Below are 24,298 nucleotides of genomic sequence, written 5' to 3' on the forward strand. Positions count from 1 at the left end.
TTGCGACTATATTATTCAGCTTATTCTGACGACTCAGTTTTTTCGCTATGAGGACGATCCAATAAGCCAAAGCTTAAACGATTGGTTAAACTGCGTTTTTCTTCATCGGTTTCAACTACGTCTGTAGAGGTTTGCTCAGACATCGTCTGTGCTTCTTTACCGAAAATACCCAAAGTTGCACGGTTAAGGAAGCTGCCTTCACTACGTGCAGCACGCATATTGATCGTACCGTCTGACTTCACAAGTTTTGGATAGTTCAGTTTAAGTACTTCGATGTATTGCTGAGACGTGGTTTTATCACCAAGTTTGTCATAACCATAGGCTACAGTCGCTAGAGCTTCTGGAACTTGCGGTGCTTGCGGATAATGTTCGATCACCCAAAGTGAACGTTCAACAGCAGCTAACCATGCTTTACGCTTCACATTAAAACGCGCCGCATTCATTTCGCTTTCAGCCAATTCTTGACTGATGAACTTCATACGTTGTGCGGCATCGACTGCATATTCACTCGATGGGTAGCGACGGATAAAGTCGACAAAGTTTTGATAAGCCACTTTGAGATAGCTCACATCACGATGCGATTGCTTTAAAGAAGTATAGCGAAGCAAACCGTTGTAGTTTTGCTCCATGTTTGAAACACCACGCACGTAGTAGGCATAATCAACTTGCGGATATTGTGGGTTCATACGAATAAAACGGTCTGCAAGTGCAATCGCACCTTCATAGTCTTTTTGCTGAAACTTTACATACAATAGTTCAAGTTGTGCTTGCTGCGCATAGTTACCTGTAGGGTAGTAGGTCTCTAGAGCTTCAAGGTGTTTTGCTGCATCTGTATATTGGTTACGTTCAAGCGCTTTTTGTGCTTTTTCGATATAAATCTGTTCGCTTGATTGTGGACCTGTGTCGACCACTTCTTTCTTTGGATTACTGCTACAGCCTACCATTGCCGATGCAATGCCTATTGTTAGAGCAAGCATTGTCATTTTATATTTTGGTAGCGACATAAAAATTCCTCTGTTAATACGGGCAATGAGCTACAATTGAACTATTAAACCACTTTTGTCTGAATGAGCAAATGAGTCAAGCACAATCTTCCAATTCTAATTTCCCTGAAACTGATTTCAATTTACTTGAAGATTCTGAGGATGCAGATAACCATACTTCAGACTCAACTGCAACACGTTTATCGTTGCAATTTCAATTGGATGAAAGCTATTTAGGACAACGTATTGATCAGGTTTCAGCACTGGTTTGGACTGATTTTTCTCGTGAAAAGCTAAAACAGTGGCTCAAAGAAGGCCATTTGTTGGTCAATGGTAACACTGTGAAACCAAAGTACAAATGCGAAGGCACAGAGTTACTGACTTTAGACGTCGAGTTAGAAGCACAAACCCGTAGCTTACCTGAAGATATTCCACTTAATATTGTCTATGAAGATGACGATATTATGGTGATTAATAAACCTGTCGGTATGGTTGTTCATCCGGGCGCTGGAAACAGTACAGGCACATTGGTGAATGCAATTTTGCACCATTACCCAAAATCTTCAGAGTTGACCCGTGCAGGTTTGGTGCATCGTATTGATAAAGACACCTCAGGTCTGTTGGTTGTTGCGAAAAACCTCGAATCCCAATTTTCTTTAAGTAAGCAATTGGCGAAGAAATCGGTTTACCGTATTTACGATTTGATCGTATATGGCAACATTATTGCTGGCGGTACAGTCGATGAACCAATTAAACGTCATCCTGTCGATCGCATCAAAATGGCTGTCTTGCCGGGCGGTAAAGATGCGGTGACTCACTATAATGTGAAAGAACGTTTCCAAAACTTTACCCGCGTTCAAGCACGTCTAGAAACGGGTCGTACCCATCAAATTCGTGTGCATTTTACTTATATCGGTCATGGTCTTGTGGGCGATCAAGTGTATGTACCACGTGTACGTATGCCTGCAGGCGCGTCGGTGTTATTAGATGACACTTTACGTGGCTTTAAACGTCAGGCTTTACATGCGGTTAAATTGGGTCTCGTTCATCCACGTACAGGTGAAGACATGATGTTTGAAGCACCATGGCCTGAAGACTTTAATCAATTGGTTGAAGTATTACGTAGCGAAAACAAAGCTTATTAAGTTTTAAACTGATTTACACGCCATAGATAGAAAAGGACGGCAACATGCAATTTGTTCAGGGACTTCCACAGGGTGTTTTTGTGGGACAAACTCGAGTTCATCATGATAAGACGCAACCCGCTGAACAACCTGAACTGGCAGGATTTAATCTGGCATTGCATGTAGGAGATGATGCAGCGCGTGTGCAAAAGCACCGGATGCAATTGCTCAAAGACTTTGCTAAATATGGCGTGAATAAAATCAGCTGGATGAACCAAACGCACAGTACGCTATGCCATCGCATTGATGAACAGATCAACTTTGTTGCACCCGAAGGCGATGGTATGGTCACGCAGTCTAAACATCATGCCCTGATGATGATGACCGCAGACTGCTTACCCGTGGTTTTGGGTAATGCTGACGGGACAGAAGTTGCCAATCTGCATGCAGGTTGGAAGGGCTTGGCTAATGGTATTGTGGAAAACACCATTGCAGCCATGCACACTCAGCCAACATGGGCTTGGTTGGGGGCAGCCATTTGCCAAGAGAGTTTTGAAATTGGCGCAGAAGTCAAAGCTGCCTTTTGTTCCAAATATCCAGAACTTGAAAGTGCATTTAAAGCTGGTGTAAAGGAAGGCAAATATTATGCTGATCTTTATGCGATAGCGCGTTATATTCTTGCATTACATGGGGTTAAAGCTGTAACCGGTGGCGACCAATGTACCTTTTTGCAAGCTGATGAATATTTTTCTTATCGCCGAGAAGCGAAAACAGGACGTATGGCAACATTCGTCTTTATGCTTTGAAAATGCTAAACTTGACTGAATCTATCGACTTTTAAATGTTATGTCTTTGACTGCTAAATCTCTTGCTGTTGTTTACCACAGTCCCTATGGGCACACTGCCAAAGTGGCGAATTTCATTGTACAAGGTGCAGAAAAAGCCGGTGTAAAAGTCTATCTCATGAATGTAGAGCATGTGGATTGGGATGAATTGGACAGTGCAGATGCCATCGTTTTTGGATGCCCAACCTATATGGGCAGTATGAGTGCGGCAATGAAATTATTCATGGAGCAATCATCTAAACGCTGGTTAGCACGGACATGGCAAGGCAAGTTAGCCGCTGGTTTTACCAATGGTGGCGGCTTAAGTGGAGATAAATTGGCAGTATTGCAGCAAATCAATTTATTCGCCATGCAGCACGGCATGTTGTGGAGCGGTCTTCCATTGATGCCAACTGGACGAAGCACAACAGATTTAAATCGGATGTCGAGCTTTTTAGGTTTAATGACACAATCGGATAATGCGCCTGTTGAAGTCACGCCACCTGCGGGTGATTTAGAAACCGCTATTTGGTTTGGTGAATATCTGGGACTGTTGTTAAATAAAGTTAATTAATTTGTAAATAAATCGTTTGAACTATCATTTATAAATCTTTGAAAACCCTAGTGATGGAAATGTTACTGGGGTTTTTAATGGCCTGAAATTTGTGAAAATTGGCATTTTGTATAATTGAGTTGTGATGTGTGTCACAAATTGCCATTCATTTACGCCAACGCTATTGATTTAATCTTCTCATAAATTTCACTCGGGATGAGTGACGAATATTAAAAAGGATTAAATAATCGTGAAAAAAACAATAGTCGCAATGGCATTGACCTTATGTGTTTCTGACGTTGTTTTTGCAGCAGAAGGATTGGTGGGATTAGCCGATGAAGAATTGTCTACCATCAATGGTGCTGCATTGATGAATATGTCCTATACCGATCCTATTTTGGTCAACCAACAAATGGTCGATGAAAATATTGGTTTCTACAAACTCAGTTTAGATGCCGTCATGGATCTAAATGTCAATGTCAAAAGTTTGCAACTCGGCTGTGGTGGGGTAAATGGGTCAAATGGCTGTGATATTGATATTCGTCATCTGGCGTTGAGTGGTAATGCAACGTCGACCGATGCCAACGGTAATCCCGTCTTTAATGGTGATCGAGCGTCAACCAGTGCCGAACTGAAAAATCCGTTTATTGAATTTGCAATTAAAAACCCAAAACAAGCCGCTTTACGCGAAGTTAAAGGCTTCCGTGTCAGTGCTGAATCAATTACAGGTTTATTGACCACTGGTATTCAAAACACGGGTGCGCCGACAGATGGGATTAAGTCACTGAGTGGTTATATGAAAATTGCACCGACTACAGGGACAGCAAAGACCCAAGCCGCGATCTTTGGGGATAGCAGCAGTGAGACTTTATCGGGAAACTTGGTGATTAACACGATTTGGAACAATGATCGTAGCTTTGTCAGCCAACCTGAAAATAGTAAGGGTTTAAAAATTCCTTCAATGAATGTGCCGTTTACCGTCCCTGAAATTACCATTAACGGAAAACGACAAACTCAAGCCGTTGCCAAAAATATCAGTGCGACTGTACCGTCGATTCAACTGAATCGTGATAGTGGTAGCTTGCAGGTCAAACTTGACCGTAATTTGTTATGGGTAGAAGGGGCGCAGTTCTTTATGGATTCTGGCTCATCAATTGATGGTTTGAAAATGAACATTACCTTTGAGCAAGCCTTAAATATGATTCATAACATTCCACTAAATGGCACAGCCGGTTATTTATCGCTTCAATCTCAAGATATTAGTTGGCCAGATGCCAATGCCGATGATATTGCACGTACAGGTTGGTGGATGTCATTTAAAGACCCGATCAATATTGGCAAATTGAATCCAACATCTGAAGTGGATATCTCAGGCGTCTTGCCACAAGTTGCTCAAAAAGTATCGCAAATTTTAACCAATGAACCGATTTATATTCCCTTAGGTTCTGCTGTTGGTGCAGCATTTGGTTTACCGATTTATAAAAATGTCGGTTCAATTAACCTTAGTAATGCCGGTGCGGCCAATTTAACGTTAAAAAATCAGGTATTGGGAAATCAGGAAGTTCGGACCAACTGTTTTGGTGGATTGAAATTCTGCTAAATCTGCAATTTAAAAATAAAAAAACCTCCAAGATGGAGGTTTTTTTATTGAACTTATTTATGAAAAATACGGGCTTTATCGCGCTGCCAATCACGGTCTTTTTCCGTTGCACGCTTGTCGTGAAGCTGTTTACCTTTTACTAGGGCAATTTCAAGTTTGGCATGAGGACCTTTCCAGTAACATGCCAAAGGCACACATGAATAACCTTTTTGGTTAATTGCACCTTGTAGTTTTTCAATTTCACGGCGGTTTAGCAATAATTTACGAGTACGTGTTGCTTCAGGCACTACATGTGTCGAAGCACTCAGTAAAGGTTGCACTTGAGCGCCGAATAAAAATGCTTCACCATTTTTAAACGTAATATAGCTCTCTACGATAGTCATACGACCCGCACGCATTGATTTGACTTCCCAGCCTTGTAATGAAAGACCCGCTTCAAATTTTTCTTCAATGAAATAATCGTGACGCGCACGCTTATTTAGGGCAATCGTACTGCTACTATTTTTTTTAACTACTGCTTTCGTCATAATCAAAAACTTCCAAACTTAGCACTATTGTACCCGAACTTTGAATAAGATGAAGTTTTTAAATTTACAAGCTGACTTCACCTATAAATCAAGATTTTGTTAAAATACCCGTCTACAAAATAACAGAGTACAACTGGATGTCTAAAACTCGTGTAATTTATCCGGGCACATTCGATCCAATTACTAATGGTCATATCGACTTAGTGACACGTGCATCACGCATGTTTGACGAAGTTGTCGTGGCAATTGCAATTGGACATCACAAAAACCCTGTGTTTAGTCTGGAAGAACGTGTTGCACTAGCGCAAGAGTCTTTAAGTCATTTGTCAAATGTTGAGTTTGTAGGTTTTGATGGGCTGTTGGTCAATTTCTTTAACGAGCAAAAAGCAACAGCCGTATTACGTGGGTTACGTGCAGTTTCAGATTTTGAATATGAATTTCAATTGGCAAATATGAATCGCCGTTTGGACAGTAAATTTGAAGCGGTGTTCTTAACCCCATCAGAGCAATATTCGTTTATTTCATCTACGCTCGTGCGTGAAATTGCACGTTTAAATGGTGATGTCACTCAGTTTGTACCACAAGCTGTCGTGGAAGCCTTTAAGCGTAAACAACAGCAAGGTTGGTAGAGTGTCTTTATATATCACTGATGAATGCATCAACTGCGATGTCTGTGAACCTGTATGCCCCAATGAGGCGATTTTCATGGGGGAACTCATTTATGAGATTAACCCTGATTTGTGTACGGAATGCGTTGGGCATCACGATAAACCGCAGTGTCAGTTGTTCTGTCCGGTGGACTGTATTCCATTGGATCCGGCACATCCTGAAACTCAGGAACAGCTTCAACAAAAGTACGAAAAACTAACTGCTCAAAAAACATCAAGCAATTAGTTGTCAGATTTGTTAAAATGCGCCCCGAAGTGAACCAGACGATCGCTGCTGTGTATAGGTCTCCGTGACTAAAGCAGGGGAGGAAAGTCCGGGCTTCATAGGGCAAGGTGCCAGGTAACACCTGGGCGGCGTGAGCCGACGGAAAGTGCAGCAGAGAGTAGACCGCCTTCATTATGGTTTTGAGCAATCAAAATCGGAGGTAAGGGTGAAAGGGTGCGGTAAGAGCGCACCGCATGACTGGTAACAGTTCATGGCATGGTAAACCCCACCGGAAGCAAGACCAAATAGGGATCCTTTAGGCATGGCCCATGCTGGATCCGGGTAGGTCGCTTGAGCGTATGAGTGATTGTACGCCTAGAGGAATGATCGTCCTCGACAGAACCCGGCTTATCGGTTCACTTCAACAAATTTTGATCAAATACGCGCATTATGGGCTTGACGATATTTAAATATCCCTCCATAATGCGCGCACAGTTTAAGGCTATGTAGCTCAGTTGGTTAGAGCACCGCACTCATAATGCGGGGGTCACAAGTTCAAGTCTCGTCATAGCCACCATATTCAAAAAAAGACCACTCCGATTGAGTGGTCTTTTTTTTATGTCTCAATTTTCCAAATTTAAAAAAATTAACGATAAACAAAACGACGCATACCCGCACGTAAAGCAAATGCGCCATGCATATATACGCCGCCGAGCCAATACGGCACATTGTAAATATCTTCATGGCGATATTTGACTAATGTAAACTCAGCCAATAGCCCTTCAAAGAATATGCCACCAAAAGCAAGCATGATGGCCAATATCAGTAGCCATGTACGCTCATAGCTAAATAACCAGCGAATAAAAAAGCTAATGTAAAAAATCCAACAAAGTGCTTCGGGATGAAAATTGCCAAATCCGCTGAGTATATAGACTATGGCAAATAGTATTAGGCTCTCGACGAGGGGCGCAGTGCCGTCATGATAGCAACTGAGCTGAGTCATCACATAGTGTTTAAGTCGTTGTGTAAGTTGAATATAGGTAAATGCCATGAAAGCAAAGGCTATAAAAAAGCCGGGGAATACCCACCAAGCTTGATGGAAAAATAATGGGTTGGGATAACTAAGCGTCTGGGTATAGACATGAATCGCATCGCAAAAAGTTGCGACGACTGCTGCCAGCAGGGCAAGTATAAATATGCCTGAGAATTGAGTGGTTCTCGTCATCATTCATCCTGAAAAGTGTTTTTTTTATTTTGTGAGTTCTTTATAGTCTGATTGAGTAAAAAAGGCTAGGAATAAAGATGATTGTAGTATTTTTTTTTGCTACATATATAGACATTTATAAGCTATTTAGCTGAGTTGGTTAAAGTGCCGTACTCATAATTGTGGAGCACAAGTTCAAGTCTCGTAATATCCACCATATTTTGAAAAAACCACTCCGATTGAGTGGGTTTTTTTATGCCTAAAATTTATGTTTGTTAGTTTGTATGTCTGAGATTGCTGATTTTAATACTTGAAGACAAATTTTTGCCGTTTCTTCTCTTGGTGAAAATTTCTCACTCATTTGTTGAAATGGGTGTATATAGTTTCTGAAATCTCTTAATTCTTTACTAAAACGATAGGTATCTTTTTCAAGTATTCCAATGGAGTGGGACACTTCGATAAAGTTATTTAGTGTCCATTGATCAAAATTTTTAACTTTTCCATCTTTTTTAGGGCTTTGTGTGGATAAATTAAAAACTTTGGGGTTTAAAGAAGCTATATTTAGAAATAATCCTTCTAATGTACTACCTGCTAATAAAACGACCGATAAATATGCTTCTGCTTTGAAAGCTTTTTCTATTTCTTGCATTCTCTTATCAATTATTGGAACTAATGCTGGTATTAAATTGAGTTTAGAGAAATCAACATTGAACTCATGTTTGATAAAATTATTTTCCAGATTTTCTTCCTCAGTATTTAAATTTTCGTCTAAATTTACCTCACTGACTGATTCTATAAAAATTTCTGTGTTTTTTCGCGCCACACGAAATTTATCGAATTGAAGATATTTGTTAAAATTAGCTATTAGAGTATCGAGCCTTTTTAGATCATCCATGTAGTTGATAGGATTAAAGAGCGTCTGAATACATATTTTTATCTTTTCAGTTTTATTAATTCTTCCTAACCGAAAATCTGTATATGCCCATCTTGATGGAAAGCCCTGACCATAAGTGTCCATGTAATCGAAGATTGAGAAAAAATCTATAATTTTGGGACCTGATCGGTATTCGGTTGTTTCGTTAATTAGGTCGCGAAGTTTTTCCAGAGTTTTTGATGATAGGTGCATATTTATTAAGAATAATTATTTGAAATAAATATAACTTTTAACTTGAATTTTGTACATAAAGAAGTAGCGAATTAACATCATCCGTCTGCAACTGTTCCCGCATCTTTAAAAACTGCTTTTCATCTAAGTCATAGAGCTTAAGGGAAAGCAGTTTTTTGATATCTTCCAGAGGGAAACGATATTTAATAATTTGAGCAGGCACGCCGCCGACAACTGCATAAGGTGGCACATCTTTAGTCACCACCGCGCCAGTAGCTACCACAGCACCTTCACCCAGTGTCACGCCTTGCATAATCATTGCACGTGAGCCGATCCAGCATCCATCACCAATGATTGTGTCACCCGCAGGGACAAAACTCCGTGTATCAAACGGAAATGCCGAAATCCAGTCGGTTCGGTGGAGTTGGTTACCACCCATCATAATCACGCATTCTGCGCCAAAACAGACAAAATTACCGATATATAGCTGGTCTATCGGCTTCTCAGCTGTTGCAGGTTTATCGTGTAGATAACGCACCACACAGCGCTCAAAACCCTGATCCCAATATGCAGAATAATATGAATAATTACCTTTGATGTGAATATTTGGGTTCTTCACTGTTTTAGAGATGAACTCAAACTCACACCAATGATTGACAGGTGAATTAATCAATTTTTCAGACATAAGGTTTAATAGCAATAATGATTCGCGTGACTATTTTAGCTGACTCACTATAAATGTCGACTACAGATAAATGCTTAAGCACGTTTTAAATGCAGCAAATGCGTGGCTTGAGTATGTCGTATTCCATCTTTACGATTCGCAAAATAACGCTGTGTAATGTCATGTGCAGATAAATCTTCTAAGACTACATAACCCAACGTTGTTGCAGCACGGTGTAACTCATTACTGTGAAATGTCCCAATAATGGGTTCACTTAAAAAATAGGTAAATTTGGAAACAGCAAATGATCCGACACGCTCTATACCAGTTAAATCTTGATAGGGAATGGAATAATCTAAAACCAATTCGCTACCTGAGGCTACAAATTCGGCAATAGTTTGCAAGGTGCTCATAGTTGTTTCTGGTTTTAAATAATGCGTCGTTCCAAGCCAAGAAAAGAAAGTTGGTTGCTTTGTATCATAAGAACTCCGTTTTAAGGCATGCGCTAAATTTTCTTTTTCAAAATCAATAGAAACAAATTCAACATGGTCTGGAATATGTCCGAGTTTCTGTAAACTTCGTATTTTTAATGTTTGAGTATCTGGGTGATCAACCTCAAAAATTTTAATATCTGAGTATTTCTGCGCTAATCGGAGGACAAAAGAATCTAAACCTGCACCAATCAGCACATATTGTTTAATTCCTTGTTGTACTGCCTTTTCTAATTGATCTTCGGCATAGCGTGAACGTGCCACCACCTGTGCAGTAAGTAATCCAAACGTTTGATTGGGTATTTTGCTATTCAACGCTTTTATACATGCACGATTTGAAAGTAGTCGACGCCAAATTGGACTGGTGAAATGAAAGGCATAAGGGTCGGAAAAAACAGGTTCGTTCGCATATAGATAATGATTTGCGCGAATGGCAGCAGCAGCTTGTGCCGTTCGGCTTGCATGTCCAAATTTCATCGTGTGTTATGACTCTTTTTGTTTTAGATAACACTTTAATGAAATAAGCCAGTTGAACAATGACGTATTCAGTCGACTATTAGTGCTGAACGTACATTTTGGTCATTCGATAGCATACATTGGGCTAAGCAAAAACATAGAACAATAAAAAACCCCTCAAAAGAGGGGCTTAAAATTGCTTATCTTAATGAATTAAAGATATTCAACTTTAGAAATTTCATACTCAACTTCACCTTGTGGTGTGTTGATTTTTACATCGTCGCCTTCGTTTTTACCCAAAAGACCACGCGCAATTGGAGAGTTCACAGAGATTTTGTTGATTTTAAAATCTGCTTCGTCATCACCAACGATTTTATAAGTCTTTTGTTCTTCAGTATCTAAGTTTTCAATGGTCACTGTCACACCGAAAACCACACGGCCATTTTGCTCAAGTGATTTAACATCAATCACTTGGCAAGCACCCAGTTTACCTTCGATATCTTGGATACGGCCTTCACAGAAACCTTGTTGCTCGCGAGCAGCGTGGTATTCTGCGTTTTCTTTCAAATCCCCATGTTCACGCGCTTCAGCAATTGCTGCAGTAATACGTGGACGATCAACACTTTTAAGTTGCTGTAATTCTTTCTCTAAGGCAATTTTGCCTTCGGGAGTCATAGGATAACGTTGCATTGTTGTCCCTCATGTTTGTAAAAAGAAAAAATCAGTAAAATTTTTACTGACCTAGAAATGAAAAAAAGCCCGCCACCGAGAGGTGGCGGGACTTCTCGGTAACTTAATTAACCTTTAGTAAGGTCTTGTAAGCGGTATACATCCATTGGCAATTTGATTGCTAAAGCTTGGCATACTGCATCAGCACCGTTAAGGGTAGTTGTGTAATACACTTTACCTTGTAATGCAGAGCGACGGATCGAGAATGAATCTTCTTGAGCCTGTTTGCCTTCAGTTGTATTGATAATGAGGTGAACTTCGCCATTTTTCAAGCGGTCTACGATATTAGGACGGCCTTCAGTCACTTTGTTCACACGTTCACATTCAATACCAGCATCTTTAATCACATCATAAGTACCGCCAGTAGCGATGACTTTGAAGCCAAGATCTGTTAACTGTTTCGCAATACCAACAGCACGAGGCTTGTCAGAATGACGAACAGATAAGAATGCATGTTTTACTTCGCCTTCCGTTGGTAGGCCTGGTAAACGGTCATTAGAGCCTAACACAGCTTTATAGAACGCTTCACCAAATGTTTTACCTACACCCATCACTTCGCCTGTAGATTTCATCTCAGGGCCAAGAATTGGGTCAACACCAGGGAATTTGTTGAATGGGAACACTGCTTCTTTTACAGAGAAGTGTTCAGGAATAATCTCTGTAGTGAATCCTTGAGATTCTAAAGATTGACCAGCCATACAACGCGCAGCAACTTTCGCTAAAGATTCACCAATGCACTTAGATACGAATGGAACAGTACGTGATGCACGTGGGTTCACTTCTAGAATGTATACGTCAGTGCCTTTAACAGCAAACTGAACGTTCATTAAACCAATTACGCCAAGCTCTTTCGCCATAGCGATGGTTTGACGGCGCATTTCGTCCTGAACTTCTTTAGATAAAGAGTAAGGAGGAATAGAACATGCTGAGTCACCTGAGTGAATACCAGCTTGTTCGATGTGCTGCATGATACCGCCGATCACAACGTCTTTACCGTCAGATACGCAGTCTACGTCAACTTCGATTGCATCATCTAGGAAGTGGTCAAGAAGTACTGGCGCTTCGTTAGATGCTTGAACCGCATCACGTAAGTAACGTTTCAATTCTTCGTCGTTGTACACGATTTCCATCGCACGACCACCAAGTACATAAGATGGACGTACCACAAGTGGGTAGCCAACTTTTGCCGCTTCAGCCATACCTTCTTCAGCAGATTTTACGATGCTGTTGTTTGGTTGACGAAGTTGTAGACGTTGAATCATTTGTTGGAAACGTTCACGGTCTTCTGCACGGTCAATCGCATCAGGTGATGTACCGATAATTGGCGCACCAGCTTCTTCTAAAGCACGAGCCAATTTAAGCGGAGTTTGACCGCCGTACTGAACGATAATGCCTTTAGGCTTCTCGATACGTACGATTTCAAGTACATCTTCCAAAGTGATTGGTTCGAAGTACAAACGATCTGATGTGTCGTAATCCGTAGAAACCGTTTCAGGGTTACAGTTCACCATGATAGTTTCATAACCGTCTTCACGCATTGCAAGGGCAGCGTGTACACAGCAGTAATCGAATTCGATACCTTGACCAATACGGTTAGGACCGCCACCGATGACCATGATCTTGTCGCGAGTAGACGGATTCGCTTCACATTCTTCATCGTAAGTTGAGTACATGTAAGCTGTATCAGATTCGAATTCAGCCGCACATGTATCTACACGTTTGTAAACAGGGGTCACGCCCAAGTTCCAACGGTGTTTACGGAATTGTTTTTGTGAAATACCCATCAATTTCGCAATACGAAGGTCAGATAAACCTTTGCGTTTGAACGAACGGATGTTGTCAGCGTTTAAGTCACCAAAACCTAAAGATTTGATTTTCTCTTCAGTTTTGATGATGTCTTCGATTTGGATCAAGAACCAACGGTCAATATTCGTCGCAGCGAACACTTCATCTAACGTGAAACCATGACGGAATGCATCGCCAACGTACCAAATACGCTCAGGACCAGGCACTTTAAGTTCTTGAAGGATTTTCTCTTTCGCACCTTCAGTACCCACTTCGATTTTTTCATCAAAGCCAGCAGCACCCACTTCAAGACCACGAAGCGCTTTTTGTACTGACTCTTGGAAGTTACGGCCAATTGCCATGACTTCACCCACAGATTTCATCTGTGTAGTTAAAGTTGCATCAGCTTGTGGGAATTTCTCGAAGTTGAAACGAGGAATCTTAGTCACAACATAGTCAATCGCAGGTTCGAATGATGCAGGAGTTGTACCGCCAGTGATGTCATTTTTCAATTCATCAAGGGTATAACCGACTGCCAATTTCGCTGCAATTTTTGCAATTGGGAAACCGGTTGCTTTAGATGCCAAAGCAGATGAACGAGAAACACGAGGGTTCATCTCGATCACAACCATACGGCCATCTTTCGGGTTAATACCGAACTGAACGTTCGAACCACCCGTTTCTACACCAATTTCACGAAGTACTGCTAAAGAGGCATTACGTAAAAGTTGGAATTCTTTGTCTGTTAATGTTTGTGCAGGGGCAACAGTGATTGAGTCACCTGTGTGCACGCCCATTGGGTCAAAGTTTTCAATGGTACATACAATGATACAGTTGTCGTTTTTGTCACGAACAACTTCCATTTCGTACTCTTTCCAACCAATCAATGATTCATCAATTAAAAGTTGGTGAGTAGGAGAAAGGTCGAAACCGCGTTCACAGATCTCGATAAATTCTTCTTTGTTGTATGCGATACCACCGCCTGAACCACCCATCGTAAATGATGGACGGATAATCACAGGGAAACCGAAGCGTGCTTGAATTTCTAACGCTTCTTCCATTGATTCAGCGATGTCAGCTTTTGGACATTCAAGACCAATTTTACGCATTGCTTGGTCGAAGAGTTTACGGTCTTCGGCTTTTTCAATTGCTTCTTTAGTCGCACCGATCAATTCAACATTGTATTTTTCTAAAATGCCGTGCTCATCAAGGGCGAGGGCACAGTTCAATGCAGTTTGACCACCCATTGTTGGAAGAACTGCATCTGGGCGTTCTTTCTCAATGATCGCTGCAACAGTTTGCCACGTAATCGGTTCGATATACGTTGCATCTGCCATTGCAGGGTCAGTCATAATGGTCGCTGGGTTAGAGTTCACCAAAATAACACGGTAGCCTTCTTCACGAAGGGCTTTACATGCTTGCGCACCTGAGTAGTCAAACTCACATGCCTGACCGATCACAATCGGACCAGCACCAATAATTAAGATGCTTTTAATGTCTGTACGTTTAGCCATGATGCTTCCTTAATTACTTCTTAGATGCTTCGATAAGTTCGATGAAATGATCGAACAGTGGTGCGCAGTCATGTGGACCAGGGCTTGCTTCTGGGTGACCTTGGAAACTGAACGCAGGTTTGTCTGTACGATGAATCCCTTGCAGGGTTTGGTCGAACAGTGATTTATGCGTAGCTTTCAAGTTTGCAGGAAGAGTTTCTGCATCCACTGCGAAGCCGTGGTTTTGAGAAGTAATCATCACTGTACCATTTTCTAAGTTTTGTACAGGATGGTTAGCACCGTGGTGACCGTGAGGCATTTTCACAGTTTTTGCACCTGATGCAAGTGCAAGAATTTGGTGACCTAAGCAAATACCGAATACAGGTACATTGCGTGCGTCTTCTACAATTGTTTTTACAGCTTCAATTGCATAATCACATGCTGCTGGATCGCCGGGGCCGTTCGATAAGAACACGCCATCTGGATTAAGAGCAAGTACGTCAGCAGCAGGAGTTTGCGCAGGCACAACAGTCAATTTACAACCGCGGTCTGCGAGCATACGTAAGATGTTGGTTTTGACACCGTAGTCGTATGCTACAACATGGAATTTAAGTTCTGGTTGAGCGAAACCTTTACCAAGCGCCCAAGAGCCTTCAGTCCACTCGAAACCGGTCGGATCACAGCATTCTTTTGCAAGGTCTAAACCATTAAGACCACCAAAAGCACGTGCTTTAGCTAACGCTTCTTCTTCAGTCGCGTTTTCACCAGCAAGGATACAACCGTTTTGCGCACCTTTTGATCGCAGAATACGCGTTAATTTACGAGTATCAATATCTGCGATAGCAACAACATTGTGTTGTTTAAGGTAATCACTTAGTGATTGCTCAGCACGGAAGTTGCTATGCAATAAAGGTAGGTCACGAATGATCAATCCGTTGGCCCATACTTTATGAATTCGACCTGACTCAGCGTCTTCATCATTACAACCTGTGTTACCGATATGTGGGTAAGTTAGGGTCACAAGTTGTTGTGCATAACTTGGGTCAGTCAAAATTTCTTGATAGCCAGTCATGGCAGTGTTGAAAACGACTTCACCAGTCGTACTACCCGATGCGCCAATTGAAGTACCTTTAAAAATAGTACCATCGGCAAGGGCTAAAATTGCTGGGGTGCTCAAACCAAAGCTCCTGAAATTTAGGCTGTAAAAAAGCGAGAAGACGAAAAAAAAGGAAGGCTGCTTAAAAACCTACCCTCCTCACATCTGCTCGCTTGAACTTAACACGGCATTATACGCAGAAAGCCACAGAAAGTCCATTGCAAATATCAGGAATAAAGCAGATAAAGCACTTGCATTTTAGAATAAAGTTTGGTTTTGCAAAATCGTAGAAAAATGTAAGCAATTAATTATTGTCAGACAAATCATAAATTAAAATTTATCAAAAAGCGCTAATGTGGGGCGGTCAGCAAAAAATATAGGTACAAAGTCATGGCAACACAACAAAAACAAACAGCGGCTAAATCCTCCCTGAAAGAAGTCGTTATCGAAGGTGCTGAAAAGCTTGAACAAGTTGCAAAAGAAGCGAGTGTTCAAGCCACAGAGGCAGTCACACAAAGCAAAGAAAAGATCGGAGCAGAGGCAAAGCAGTTGAATGCCAGTGTGCAAGATCAATTGCGTCAGTTGAAGCAAGATGTGTTGAATAAACTTGATCAGCTAAAAGTTCAATTTGGTTCATCGCAAAAAGATTTTAGTGAACTCAAAGAATTTGTGAAAACTGAGTTTAATGCGGTTATTGATGATCTTTCAAAACTTGGAAAAGAGCTGAAAGAAGATGTGACCCAAATTTCAGGAAAACACAAAGATCATCTAACAGAAACATTTAAGCGTTCTAAGGAACATACTTTAGAAACGTGGAAAAAAGTTTCACCACTGAAAGCTGATGTTACGGATCAAACCACAGATCTTAAAAGTTAATTGTGAATGACATGAATTTTAAAACGCTTAAGTTAAATCTAGTCATTCCAAGGAGCTGGATTGGGTGAGAGCGAATTAAACATCAAGTTAGCACTATGCATAAGGGAGTCATTAATGGCTCCCTTATTGTGAATGGTACATTTAAGTCCAAAGCAGTTATTTAAAAATAGACAGGCAATAAAAAAACAAAAGATCGTACTTTTGCTTTTTATCGAAGATCAAAACATTAAAAATTTAGAACTGATGTAGCCAATCACGTTTGTTGTGAAAGTCAGCATTTGGACTACTATGCTGCATGGCATAGTACTGTTCACCTTGAGAGGTTTTCAGTACTGCAGTTAGACCAATATAGAGATCTTCCCATTTAAGTTTGTACTTCAGCATAAATTCTGTTAGATCAAGACTGACATTTAAGCCATAGTGCGTCCGTTTCAACTGATTCAGTTCAATATCGTAAGCAGCTTGTGGCGGCATATCTTCTGGATAGCGATATTCTTCAAACTGGTAAACCTGCCAAGCTTGTGAAGGGGAGAGGTTGATTTCACGATAAAAGTCTTCATTGCGTACACCAATAAAAACTTCTAAGCAGGTCTGTTCCCACAAAAAATCGATTCGTGGGTGAGCTGATACCAATTCTGGCCATTGAATCAGTTGGTTTGGGTCTCGAATCCAATAACCCACATTTAAAGTATATGGGCTTTGTTGTTCGATAGCACCAACGACTGATACAGCCTGAAAGCGACGATCAAAAGCGCTGAGTTCGAAACTTGCCATAAATGCTTAGTTAGACAGGTGTGCGTAGCGAACAAGGTTAGACAGTTTTGCATTTTGTTTTGCCGCTTTGCGGTAAATCAAAGCAATCTTACCAATCGTTTGAACAACTTCAGAACCTGAAACAGTCGCAATTTCAGTAATCATTGCAGCACGAGCTTCACGGTCTTCTGCCACCACTTTCACTTTAATTAACTCATGGTCGTTTAACGCACGGTTTAATTCTTCAACAACGCTTTCTGATAAGCCTTTGTCCGCAACCATTACAACTGGGTTTAGGGTGTGACCAATTTGACGTAAGCGTTTACGTTCTTGAATAGATAAAGCCGCCATAAATATAACCTAATTTTAAAAACGACCTAGTATAGCAAAATCAAAGTTGAAGCGCTGTATTTAATCGGCATTTTCTCGATGAAGATTATTGAAAAAAACATGATTTAAGATGCTTTTTAGATACACATGTCTACTGCAAAAGTGCTGAATTTCACGTACAATCAAGACTGAGAAGTTTTTTTTATTTAGAGAGTTATGGCTACCCGCATTACTAACCAGAAATTATCCAAAAGTAGTCGTGACTGGATGCGTGAGCATCTTGATGACCCCTTTGTGAAAAAAGCACAAAAGGAAGGATATCGTGCGCGTGCCGCTTATAAATTGCTTGAAATTCAAGAAAAATACAAATTGATCAAGCCAGGCATGACCGTTGTCGACTTAGGTGCTGCACCAGGTAGTTGGTCGCAAATTGCCGGAAAACTTGTTGGCGACAAAGGTTTGGTGATTGCTTCTGATATTTTACCAATGGATGCTTTACCCGATGTGACCTTCTTGCAAGGTGACTTTCGTGAACAAGAAGTGTTCGATGAATTGTTAAAAATTTTAGATGGACGTACTGTAGACGTTGTAATTTCAGATATGGCCCCCAATACATCAGGTAATAAGGCTGTAGATCAACCGCGTCAGATCTATCTTTGTGAATTAGCAATCGACTTTGCTCAAAAGGTTCTTGGACCAAATGGACAATTTGTTGTTAAAGTGTTCCAAGGTGTTGGATTTGATGAATACCGTAAGCAAGTTGTAGACACATTTGATGTGCTGAAAACAGCAAAACCGGCGGCTTCACGTGCTCGATCTAAAGAAGTGTTTTTAATCGGGCAGGGACGTAAGAAAGCTTTCAAGTAAAGTTTACTTGCCAACTCGTTAAAAATTGTGCATTTTGTACGTTTTTAAATTATTGCGAAGCTACTCTGCAGCGTAAGTATTAGAGTCACCCATGTAAATGGGATTGAACGAATTAGATAGAAATGGGAATAAAGCTTTGAGCGATCTTTTTAAGAATGCCGTGTTGTGGCTGGTTATCCTAGGCGTGCTGGTTTTAATCTTCAGCAACGTCAATGACCGCAATCAACCGACCGCGATGAACTATTCTGAGTTCGTGGCAGCCGTAAATGCGGGTCAGATTAAACAAGTCACCATTGATGGCGAAAGAATTCGTGGCGAAAAATCAAACGGTTCAGAGTTTGAAAGTATCCGTCCTGCGGTTCAAGATCCTGAACTTATGCCGAACCTGATCAAGAACAATGTTGTTGTTGAAGGTACAGCGCCACAGCGTCAAAGTATTTTGATGCAACTTCTGATTGCAAGTTTCCCTGTTCTTTTAATCATTCTGTTATTCATGTTCTTTATGCGCAACATGGGTGGTGGAGCTGGTGGTAAGAATGGCCCAATGAGTTTTGGTAAGTCAAAAGCAAAAATGCTGTCTGAAGACCAAATCAAAGTGACATTTACTGATGTTGCGGGCTGTGATGAAGCTAAACAAGAAGTTGTTGAAATCGTTGACTTCCTAAAAGATCCATCTAAGTTCAAACGACTTGGTGCAAGCATTCCAAAAGGCGTGCTTATGGTTGGTCCTCCGGGTACAGGTAAAACTTTACTTGCTAAAGCGATTGCGGGTGAAGCGAAAGTACCGTTCTTTAGTATTTCGGGTTCTGACTTTGTTGAAATGTTCGTGGGTGTGGGTGCGTCTCGTGTCCGTGACATGTTTGAACAAGCAAAGCGTCATGCACCATGTATCATTTTCATCGATGAGATCGATGCCGTTGGTCGTCACCGTGGTTCAGGTACAGGTGGTGGTAATGATGAGCGTGAGCAAACATTAAACCAAATGTTGGTTGAAATGGATGGTTTTGAAGGCAACGAAGGTATTATCGTCATTGCTGCAACAAACCGTGCTGACGTATTGGATAAAGCTTTACTTCGTCCAGGTCGTTTTGACCGTCAAGTGATGGTGTCTCTACCTGATATTAAAGGTCGTGAGCAAATCCTGAATGTACATTTGAAAAAATTACCTTCTGTGACTGGTGTAGACGTGAAAGTTTTGGCACGTGGTACACCGGGCTTCTCGGGTGCTCAGTTGGCTAACCTTGTAAACGAAGCTGCACTGTTTGCTGCACGTCGTAACAAGAATACGGTCGATATGCATGACTTTGAAGATGCGAAAGACAAGCTTTACATGGGTCCTGAACGTAAATCGATGGTGATTCGTGAAGAAGAACGTCGTGCGACGGCTTATCATGAAGCAGGTCATGCAATTGTTGCTGAAATCTTGCCGGGTACAGACCCTGTGCATAAAGTGACAATTATGCCGCGTGGTTGGGCATTGGGTGTGACTTGGCAGTTGCCTGAACATGACCAAACCAGCCATTACAAAGACAAAATGTTGAATGAACTTTCAATTTTGTTTGGTGGTCGTATTGCAGAAGAAGTCTTCATTAACCAAATGTCGACTGGTGCTTCAAATGACTTTGAACGTGCAACGAAAATGGCACGAGCAATGGTTACTAAATACGGTATGTCCGATAAAATGGGCGTCATGGTTTACGAAGATGATTCACAGCAGTCATTCATGGGTGGTTTAGGAAGTCGTGTGATTTCTGAAGCAACGCAGCTTGAAGTTGACCGTGAAGTTCGCCGCATTTTAGATGAACAATATAAAGTTGCACGCGATATTCTTGAAAATAACAAAGATATCGCACATGCCATGGTGAAAGCATTGCTTGAATGGGAAACCATTGATCGTGATCAAATCCGTGACATTATGGAAGGTCGTGAACCTCAACCACCAAAAGTGTACATCGCTGAAAATCCAGTGATTGATGTTACACCAACGGATGGTCCAGATGTTCCACCACCATTACCGTCATTGCCAAAAGCATAAAATTTTAAAACCACCTTCGGGTGGTTTTTTTATATGAAAATAAATGCATGTGAGCGCAATGCTGAGCAAACTTAGCGTTAAAATAAGCGCAGCAAAATCTGGGATGTGTACTATGAAGTTGGTGTCTTTGCCTAATAAAATTTTAAACTGTGGTAATTTGCAATTAGATTTGTCAGAGCCACATGTGATGGGGATTTTAAATGTCACACCGGACTCTTTTAGTGATGGTGGCAAACATAATGGTAAAGACCAAGCTATAGCACATGCCTTACAAATGATAGTGGATGGCGCGACAGTGATTGATGTCGGTGGTGAGTCAACACGTCCGGGTGCATCTGTTGTTGAGGTTGAAGAAGAAATTCGACGGATCGTACCCGTCGTTGAAGCATTATCCAAACACAATGTGGTGATTTCTATCGATACCTCACAACCTGAGGTGATTGAGGCAGCGGTTCAGGCAGGTGCGCATATCTGGAATGATGTACGTGCATTAACTCGGCCGAATGCCTTAGAAACCGCTGCAAAACTGGATATTCCAGTGATCATTATGCATATGCGTGGAGAACCCACCACGATGAATAATCTAGATCAGTATCAAGATGTCGTTGCTGACGTCATCGATGAATTAAAGCAACGTGTGCAAGATGCATTGGACGCAGGCGTCCGTGCAGAAAATATTATGATTGATCCGGGTTTTGGTTTTGCTAAAAATGCGCAGCAAAACTTAAAGCTTTTACAGCAATTCTATCAATTGAATAACATGGGCTATCCGATCCTGTCTGCATTATCACGTAAGCGTTTTATCGGTGAAGCACTTGGCGGTGCAGATGCACAAAATCGCGCTGTAGGCTCGGTTGCAGCGCATTTACTCAGCATTCAACAAGGTGCATGTATGGTTCGCGCACATGACGTCAAAGCAACAGTAGATGCGATACGTGTTTGGCAAGCCATGCAGAATGCGGTGTGATTTGAAAATACTGAATCCCAATAAATTTGGTGAATTGTAGTATTTGTGTTATATAAGCGCCCTGAATGTTTTGTGATAGAGTTTCGTATGTTTGCAGATTTACTGCTACCCATGTTTGATGATGAATATTACCCAGATGTGTTGGTTGCAGAGGTGAAGTTATTGGTTGTTCAATTTGCGAAGAAAATTGCAAAAGCAGATTTAAGTTCAACTGATATCTACCATTTTGCCAATGAAACGGTTGCACAGCTCAATAAGATGAAACCTCAATTTGAAGATTTAGATTCGTCTTTGGATGATACGGCTGCAGATTATATTGCAGAAGCCATGATGATGGTGCTGCAAGATGAAGGCCATATGGATATTGAAATGGAAGAGTTGGTTGCTAACCGAGAATGGTAATTGAACTTTAAAAAAAGCCCTGTAGTAACAGGGCTTTTTTATATCTAGGGCTTTAAAAAATTATTTAGCTTTGTCTATAAAATCTTTAAACGATGATTTGATCGATGCTGATAGTTTCTGTTCTTCTTGCATGGCTTGTAAGTGTAGGGCGTAGAAATACGTTTGATGCTCTTTTTGTTTTAAAGATTGTTGATAAGACCAAAATGCCAGTTGGCGAAGCTTTTGTAGTTTTACTCGTTCAATGGCGCTGCTTTCAGGTTTATAAAATAATTCAGTAAATACACATAAAAACAGACTGAAAAAAAGTCCGCAGAGACTGATGAGGTTTAATACATCTGCTTGTAGATACTTAAAGTTTATAGCGAGGATAAGTGTGAATCCGCCAAGGAGATACAGTTGTATTTGCAGACGTTGAACTGCAAACTTACTGCTAAAACGTGCTTGATAATGTGCATACCAAACATAGCAATAGATCAAAGGAAGAATAATCAATACACCAAGATTGAACGCCATTTTGGGGGCGTGAATTGAAAGTGCCGTTGAAAGTATATGCCCAAGTGCTGCGCTGCCAAGTGAGATAAAAAGTATCAGGCAAAAGCTAAAGATTAAAACGGGTGCAGTGGGCGTTAGATTGATAATTTTGAAATGCGCAAACAGCAGCCGTTGATAAAAGGCATCGGGATGCTTGAGTTGTAGTGTAGGGAGATCAAAATCTGAAGATATTGGCATTGAATAATAATAGATTTATAAATTTTAGGCATAAAAAAACCAGCAAATTGCTGGATCTTTTATTGCACCAATCTTAGAAGTATAAGAATGGTGCCCGAGGCCAGACTCGAACTGGCACGCTTTGTGGGCGGGGGATTTTAAATCCCCTGTGTCTACCGATTTCACCACTCGGGCATGTGCGCAATAATAGAGGACGAAATGGACCTTGGCAAGTGTATTTGATGGTGTTTGTTTTAAAATCAATCAATTCATGCATATAAGTTGAAAATATTCAAAAATATTGATGTATTGAATGACATTTTGAGCAGTGAATTAAAGTTTTTTTCACTACACCAAAGTCAACTTATTTCATTAACTCATCAAGATAATGTTCAACATTTTGGTGCTTTAGCTTTTTACACAGCTGATTTTCCTGATGTAGCATTTGTATGTGCAAATTTTGGAACTGGGTAAAGCGCTCAGATAACCGCTTGTAGTTTGCTTGATTCGGATTACTGAGCATTAAACGTAATTTTGCTTTAAGCATTTGTTTATACGACCAATAAGCAATACGACGTGTTTCATGCAGAAAATAGTATTCTTGGGTGTTACTTCCACCTTTGAATAGATTTTCTTTATAAAAACGCACAAAGCCGAAACTCATGGCGAAAAAGAACAATACAGATTGAACGAAGGTGCTTTGTAAAAAGGCGATATTGAGTAATTGTAATAAAATCACGATCGCAAGTCTGAACGGCGTATTCTTCAAACTTTGATACAGGGACATTGAACTGTGTTTGATTTGCTTGATGACTAAGGGCACAACCAGCATGAAAAACAGCATAATACTCAGTACAGCAATACCATGAGCTCGAAACTCACTCATATCAGGAAAATACAGTTGCACTGCATGACCAATACTCATACTCAAAGAAATAAAAATCATCGCCGCCAGAACCCAAGGAATAAGTTCTTTGAGTTCGTCTAAAATGCCTTGAGTTTTCAGTTGGCTATAAAATAAATAATTATGTTTAAAGGCTGCTGGATATTGCTGTTTCAGTTGTTGAAGGTAAAGCGCAGCCTGTTTCTTTTGAGCCATATTGTGACGTTAGTATTAAAGCGTGAAAGTAATATAGTTGATTTTGATATTTTTGACAGAATTTTTTTCTAAATCATGTTGTATATCTGAACATTATAAGAGAAATCACAATTTCTATAGTGAAGGTCGCAGTTTTCATCCTTCTTTTATGCGAAAATACATACTTATTGAATATTAAGTTTTTATAGGCAGTTTATGACTGATCATTCTCCTGAAACATTAAGCGATATCGAAATTCTAGACATTCTTCAGTCGATGAAATCAGATGTTTTAAATACTGAAGCAAATGAAGTGATTCGTAGTGGGGGAAAAGCTGGTCGTCAAGAAGCACACAAACAAGCTTTGGTAAAATTAAATCAAGCATTTGAAGATAAATTTGTTGAAGCTGTGACTTTAGCTTTAGGCTTAAATGAAGGCCAAAGTAAAAAAATCCGCTACAAAAAAGACCGTATCCGTATTTTGAAAGTTCGTGGTATCGATTATTTAGCGATTGATGGTGCTGAAACTGCACAAGTATTGTCGCAAGTTGCACAAGCGATTGTACGTGAAGACGCAACGGTGACTCATGACCTCCATAACATTTTTCCATTTTGGAAAGAAGGCTGGCCAATGGTGCAATTCGACAATGTTTATAAAATTTTAGAAGATGATATTCGCATTCATTATGAAGCAGTTCTAGAAGCATTAATTTCAAAGCATTAATTACTACAAATGAACCTGTGAGTGTAAAGCACTGGCTAGTTCTATTGTTAAG

The 24,298-nt window shown here is 40.6% G+C and carries 25 protein-coding genes, 2 tRNA genes and 1 other RNA gene; 14 read left to right on the top strand and 14 right to left on the bottom strand.

Annotated elements, in window-relative coordinates:
- Positions 1-20: 20 nt before the first annotated feature.
- On the bottom strand, positions 21-1,004 hold the full coding sequence (locus FTU29_RS04575; protein ID WP_180120630.1) for an outer membrane protein assembly factor BamD: 984 nt from the start codon (positions 1,002-1,004) through the stop codon (positions 21-23).
- 71 nt (positions 1,005-1,075) lie between these two features.
- Here FTU29_RS04575 and rluD point away from each other — a divergent pair, with 71 nt between their 5' ends.
- The 4 genes from rluD (at position 1,076) to FTU29_RS04595 (ending at position 5,084) form a co-directional block, all read left to right on the top strand.
- Positions 1,076-2,128 (top strand): 23S rRNA pseudouridine(1911/1915/1917) synthase RluD, encoded by a 1,053-nt coding sequence (rluD, locus tag FTU29_RS04580; protein WP_078192173.1) that lies wholly within the window; start codon positions 1,076-1,078, stop codon positions 2,126-2,128.
- Positions 2,129-2,172: 44 nt separating this feature from the next.
- Positions 2,173-2,913 (top strand): peptidoglycan editing factor PgeF, encoded by a 741-nt coding sequence (pgeF, locus tag FTU29_RS04585; RefSeq protein WP_180120632.1) that lies wholly within the window; start codon positions 2,173-2,175, stop codon positions 2,911-2,913.
- 40 nt (positions 2,914-2,953) lie between these two features.
- Positions 2,954-3,505, top strand: a complete 552-nt coding sequence (locus FTU29_RS04590) for a flavodoxin family protein (protein ID WP_180101759.1) — start codon at positions 2,954-2,956, stop codon at positions 3,503-3,505.
- Between the two features lie 229 nt (positions 3,506-3,734).
- Positions 3,735-5,084, top strand: a complete 1,350-nt coding sequence (locus FTU29_RS04595) for a hypothetical protein (protein ID WP_373423565.1) — start codon at positions 3,735-3,737, stop codon at positions 5,082-5,084.
- A 53-nt stretch (positions 5,085-5,137) separates the two neighbouring features.
- On the opposite strand, the gene smpB is transcribed toward FTU29_RS04595, so the two are convergent.
- Positions 5,138-5,611 (bottom strand): SsrA-binding protein SmpB, encoded by a 474-nt coding sequence (gene smpB / locus FTU29_RS04600; RefSeq protein WP_078191351.1) that lies wholly within the window; start codon positions 5,609-5,611, stop codon positions 5,138-5,140.
- A 137-nt stretch (positions 5,612-5,748) separates the two neighbouring features.
- On the opposite strand from smpB, the gene coaD reads away from it, so the two are divergent.
- The 4 genes from coaD (at position 5,749) to FTU29_RS04620 (ending at position 7,061) form a co-directional block, all read left to right on the top strand.
- Entirely contained in the window at positions 5,749-6,240 is a 492-nt protein-coding gene (coaD, locus tag FTU29_RS04605; protein WP_078191350.1) for a pantetheine-phosphate adenylyltransferase, read from the top strand.
- A gap of 1 nt (position 6,241) precedes the next feature.
- Positions 6,242-6,505, top strand: coding sequence for a YfhL family 4Fe-4S dicluster ferredoxin (locus FTU29_RS04610; protein WP_078191349.1), 264 nt, complete (start codon positions 6,242-6,244; stop codon positions 6,503-6,505).
- 26 nt (positions 6,506-6,531) lie between these two features.
- Positions 6,532-6,911, top strand: an RNA gene (gene rnpB, locus FTU29_RS04615) — RNase P RNA component class A.
- A gap of 73 nt (positions 6,912-6,984) precedes the next feature.
- Positions 6,985-7,061 (top strand) — tRNA-Met (locus FTU29_RS04620).
- A gap of 69 nt (positions 7,062-7,130) precedes the next feature.
- Here the strand turns inward: FTU29_RS04620 and FTU29_RS04625 are convergent.
- From FTU29_RS04625 to carA, 7 genes are all read right to left on the bottom strand, one after another.
- Positions 7,131-7,709: a hypothetical protein gene (locus FTU29_RS04625; RefSeq protein WP_180120634.1), complete on the bottom strand. Its 579-nt coding sequence runs from the start codon at positions 7,707-7,709 to the stop codon at positions 7,131-7,133.
- 238 nt (positions 7,710-7,947) lie between these two features.
- A complete protein-coding gene (locus FTU29_RS04630) occupies positions 7,948-8,706 on the bottom strand; it encodes a hypothetical protein (protein WP_257223036.1) in 759 nt (252 codons plus the stop codon).
- A 145-nt stretch (positions 8,707-8,851) separates the two neighbouring features.
- The gene (locus FTU29_RS04635) at positions 8,852-9,478 is read right to left on the bottom strand and encodes a CatB-related O-acetyltransferase (protein ID WP_180101756.1); all 627 of its coding nucleotides are present in this window, start codon (positions 9,476-9,478) and stop codon (positions 8,852-8,854) included.
- A 74-nt stretch (positions 9,479-9,552) separates the two neighbouring features.
- Positions 9,553-10,425: a class I SAM-dependent methyltransferase gene (locus FTU29_RS04640; protein WP_180120636.1), complete on the bottom strand. Its 873-nt coding sequence runs from the start codon at positions 10,423-10,425 to the stop codon at positions 9,553-9,555.
- A 192-nt stretch (positions 10,426-10,617) separates the two neighbouring features.
- Positions 10,618-11,094 carry a transcription elongation factor GreA gene (gene greA / locus FTU29_RS04645; RefSeq protein WP_078192164.1) on the bottom strand — a complete coding sequence of 159 codons (477 nt, stop codon included), beginning with the start codon at positions 11,092-11,094 and terminating at the stop codon, positions 10,618-10,620.
- A 107-nt stretch (positions 11,095-11,201) separates the two neighbouring features.
- The gene (gene carB / locus FTU29_RS04650; RefSeq protein ID WP_078192163.1) at positions 11,202-14,432 is read right to left on the bottom strand and encodes a carbamoyl-phosphate synthase large subunit; all 3,231 of its coding nucleotides are present in this window, start codon (positions 14,430-14,432) and stop codon (positions 11,202-11,204) included.
- A 13-nt stretch (positions 14,433-14,445) separates the two neighbouring features.
- Positions 14,446-15,588, bottom strand: coding sequence for a glutamine-hydrolyzing carbamoyl-phosphate synthase small subunit (gene carA / locus FTU29_RS04655; RefSeq protein ID WP_078192162.1), 1,143 nt, complete (start codon positions 15,586-15,588; stop codon positions 14,446-14,448).
- Positions 15,589-15,897: 309 nt separating this feature from the next.
- On the opposite strand from carA, the gene FTU29_RS04660 reads away from it, so the two are divergent.
- Positions 15,898-16,383 (top strand): hypothetical protein, encoded by a 486-nt coding sequence (locus tag FTU29_RS04660; RefSeq protein ID WP_180120638.1) that lies wholly within the window; start codon positions 15,898-15,900, stop codon positions 16,381-16,383.
- 234 nt (positions 16,384-16,617) lie between these two features.
- Here the strand turns inward: FTU29_RS04660 and FTU29_RS04665 are convergent, their stop codons facing one another.
- Together FTU29_RS04665 and FTU29_RS04670 are read right to left on the bottom strand one after the other, a co-directional pair.
- The gene (locus FTU29_RS04665) at positions 16,618-17,157 is read right to left on the bottom strand and encodes a DOMON-like domain-containing protein (RefSeq protein WP_180083791.1); all 540 of its coding nucleotides are present in this window, start codon (positions 17,155-17,157) and stop codon (positions 16,618-16,620) included.
- A 6-nt stretch (positions 17,158-17,163) separates the two neighbouring features.
- On the bottom strand, positions 17,164-17,487 hold the full coding sequence (locus FTU29_RS04670) for a YhbY family RNA-binding protein (RefSeq protein WP_078191340.1): 324 nt from the start codon (positions 17,485-17,487) through the stop codon (positions 17,164-17,166).
- A gap of 195 nt (positions 17,488-17,682) precedes the next feature.
- Between FTU29_RS04670 and rlmE the strand changes: the two genes are divergently transcribed.
- The 4 genes from rlmE to FTU29_RS04690 all read left to right on the top strand — a co-directional run bounded on the left by rlmE (position 17,683) and on the right by FTU29_RS04690 (position 21,737).
- Positions 17,683-18,333 (top strand): 23S rRNA (uridine(2552)-2'-O)-methyltransferase RlmE, encoded by a 651-nt coding sequence (gene rlmE, locus FTU29_RS04675; protein ID WP_078192159.1) that lies wholly within the window; start codon positions 17,683-17,685, stop codon positions 18,331-18,333.
- Positions 18,334-18,469: 136 nt separating this feature from the next.
- Positions 18,470-20,368 (top strand): ATP-dependent zinc metalloprotease FtsH, encoded by a 1,899-nt coding sequence (gene ftsH / locus FTU29_RS04680; protein WP_218948055.1) that lies wholly within the window; start codon positions 18,470-18,472, stop codon positions 20,366-20,368.
- A 112-nt stretch (positions 20,369-20,480) separates the two neighbouring features.
- Entirely contained in the window at positions 20,481-21,335 is an 855-nt protein-coding gene (folP, locus tag FTU29_RS04685; protein ID WP_218954859.1) for a dihydropteroate synthase, read from the top strand.
- Positions 21,336-21,422: 87 nt separating this feature from the next.
- The gene (locus tag FTU29_RS04690) at positions 21,423-21,737 is read left to right on the top strand and encodes a DUF5713 family protein (RefSeq protein ID WP_078191338.1); all 315 of its coding nucleotides are present in this window, start codon (positions 21,423-21,425) and stop codon (positions 21,735-21,737) included.
- A gap of 60 nt (positions 21,738-21,797) precedes the next feature.
- On the opposite strand, the gene FTU29_RS04695 is transcribed toward FTU29_RS04690, so the two are convergent.
- From FTU29_RS04695 to FTU29_RS04705, 3 genes are all read right to left on the bottom strand, one after another.
- Complete coding sequence (locus FTU29_RS04695; protein ID WP_180120640.1) at positions 21,798-22,466, bottom strand: hypothetical protein; 669 nt, start codon at positions 22,464-22,466, stop codon at positions 21,798-21,800.
- A gap of 88 nt (positions 22,467-22,554) precedes the next feature.
- Positions 22,555-22,640: transfer RNA gene (locus FTU29_RS04700), tRNA-Leu, on the bottom strand.
- A 169-nt stretch (positions 22,641-22,809) separates the two neighbouring features.
- Complete coding sequence (locus tag FTU29_RS04705; RefSeq protein WP_180120642.1) at positions 22,810-23,544, bottom strand: hypothetical protein; 735 nt, start codon at positions 23,542-23,544, stop codon at positions 22,810-22,812.
- Between the two features lie 195 nt (positions 23,545-23,739).
- On the opposite strand from FTU29_RS04705, the gene FTU29_RS04710 reads away from it, so the two are divergent.
- Complete coding sequence (locus FTU29_RS04710; protein ID WP_078191335.1) at positions 23,740-24,246, top strand: hypothetical protein; 507 nt, start codon at positions 23,740-23,742, stop codon at positions 24,244-24,246.
- Positions 24,247-24,298 lie beyond the last annotated feature (52 nt).

Origin of the sequence: Acinetobacter sp. YH12086, assembly GCF_013419345.1 — a bacterium.
In the GTDB taxonomy this organism is placed as follows: Bacteria; Pseudomonadota; Gammaproteobacteria; order Pseudomonadales; family Moraxellaceae; genus Acinetobacter; species Acinetobacter amyesii.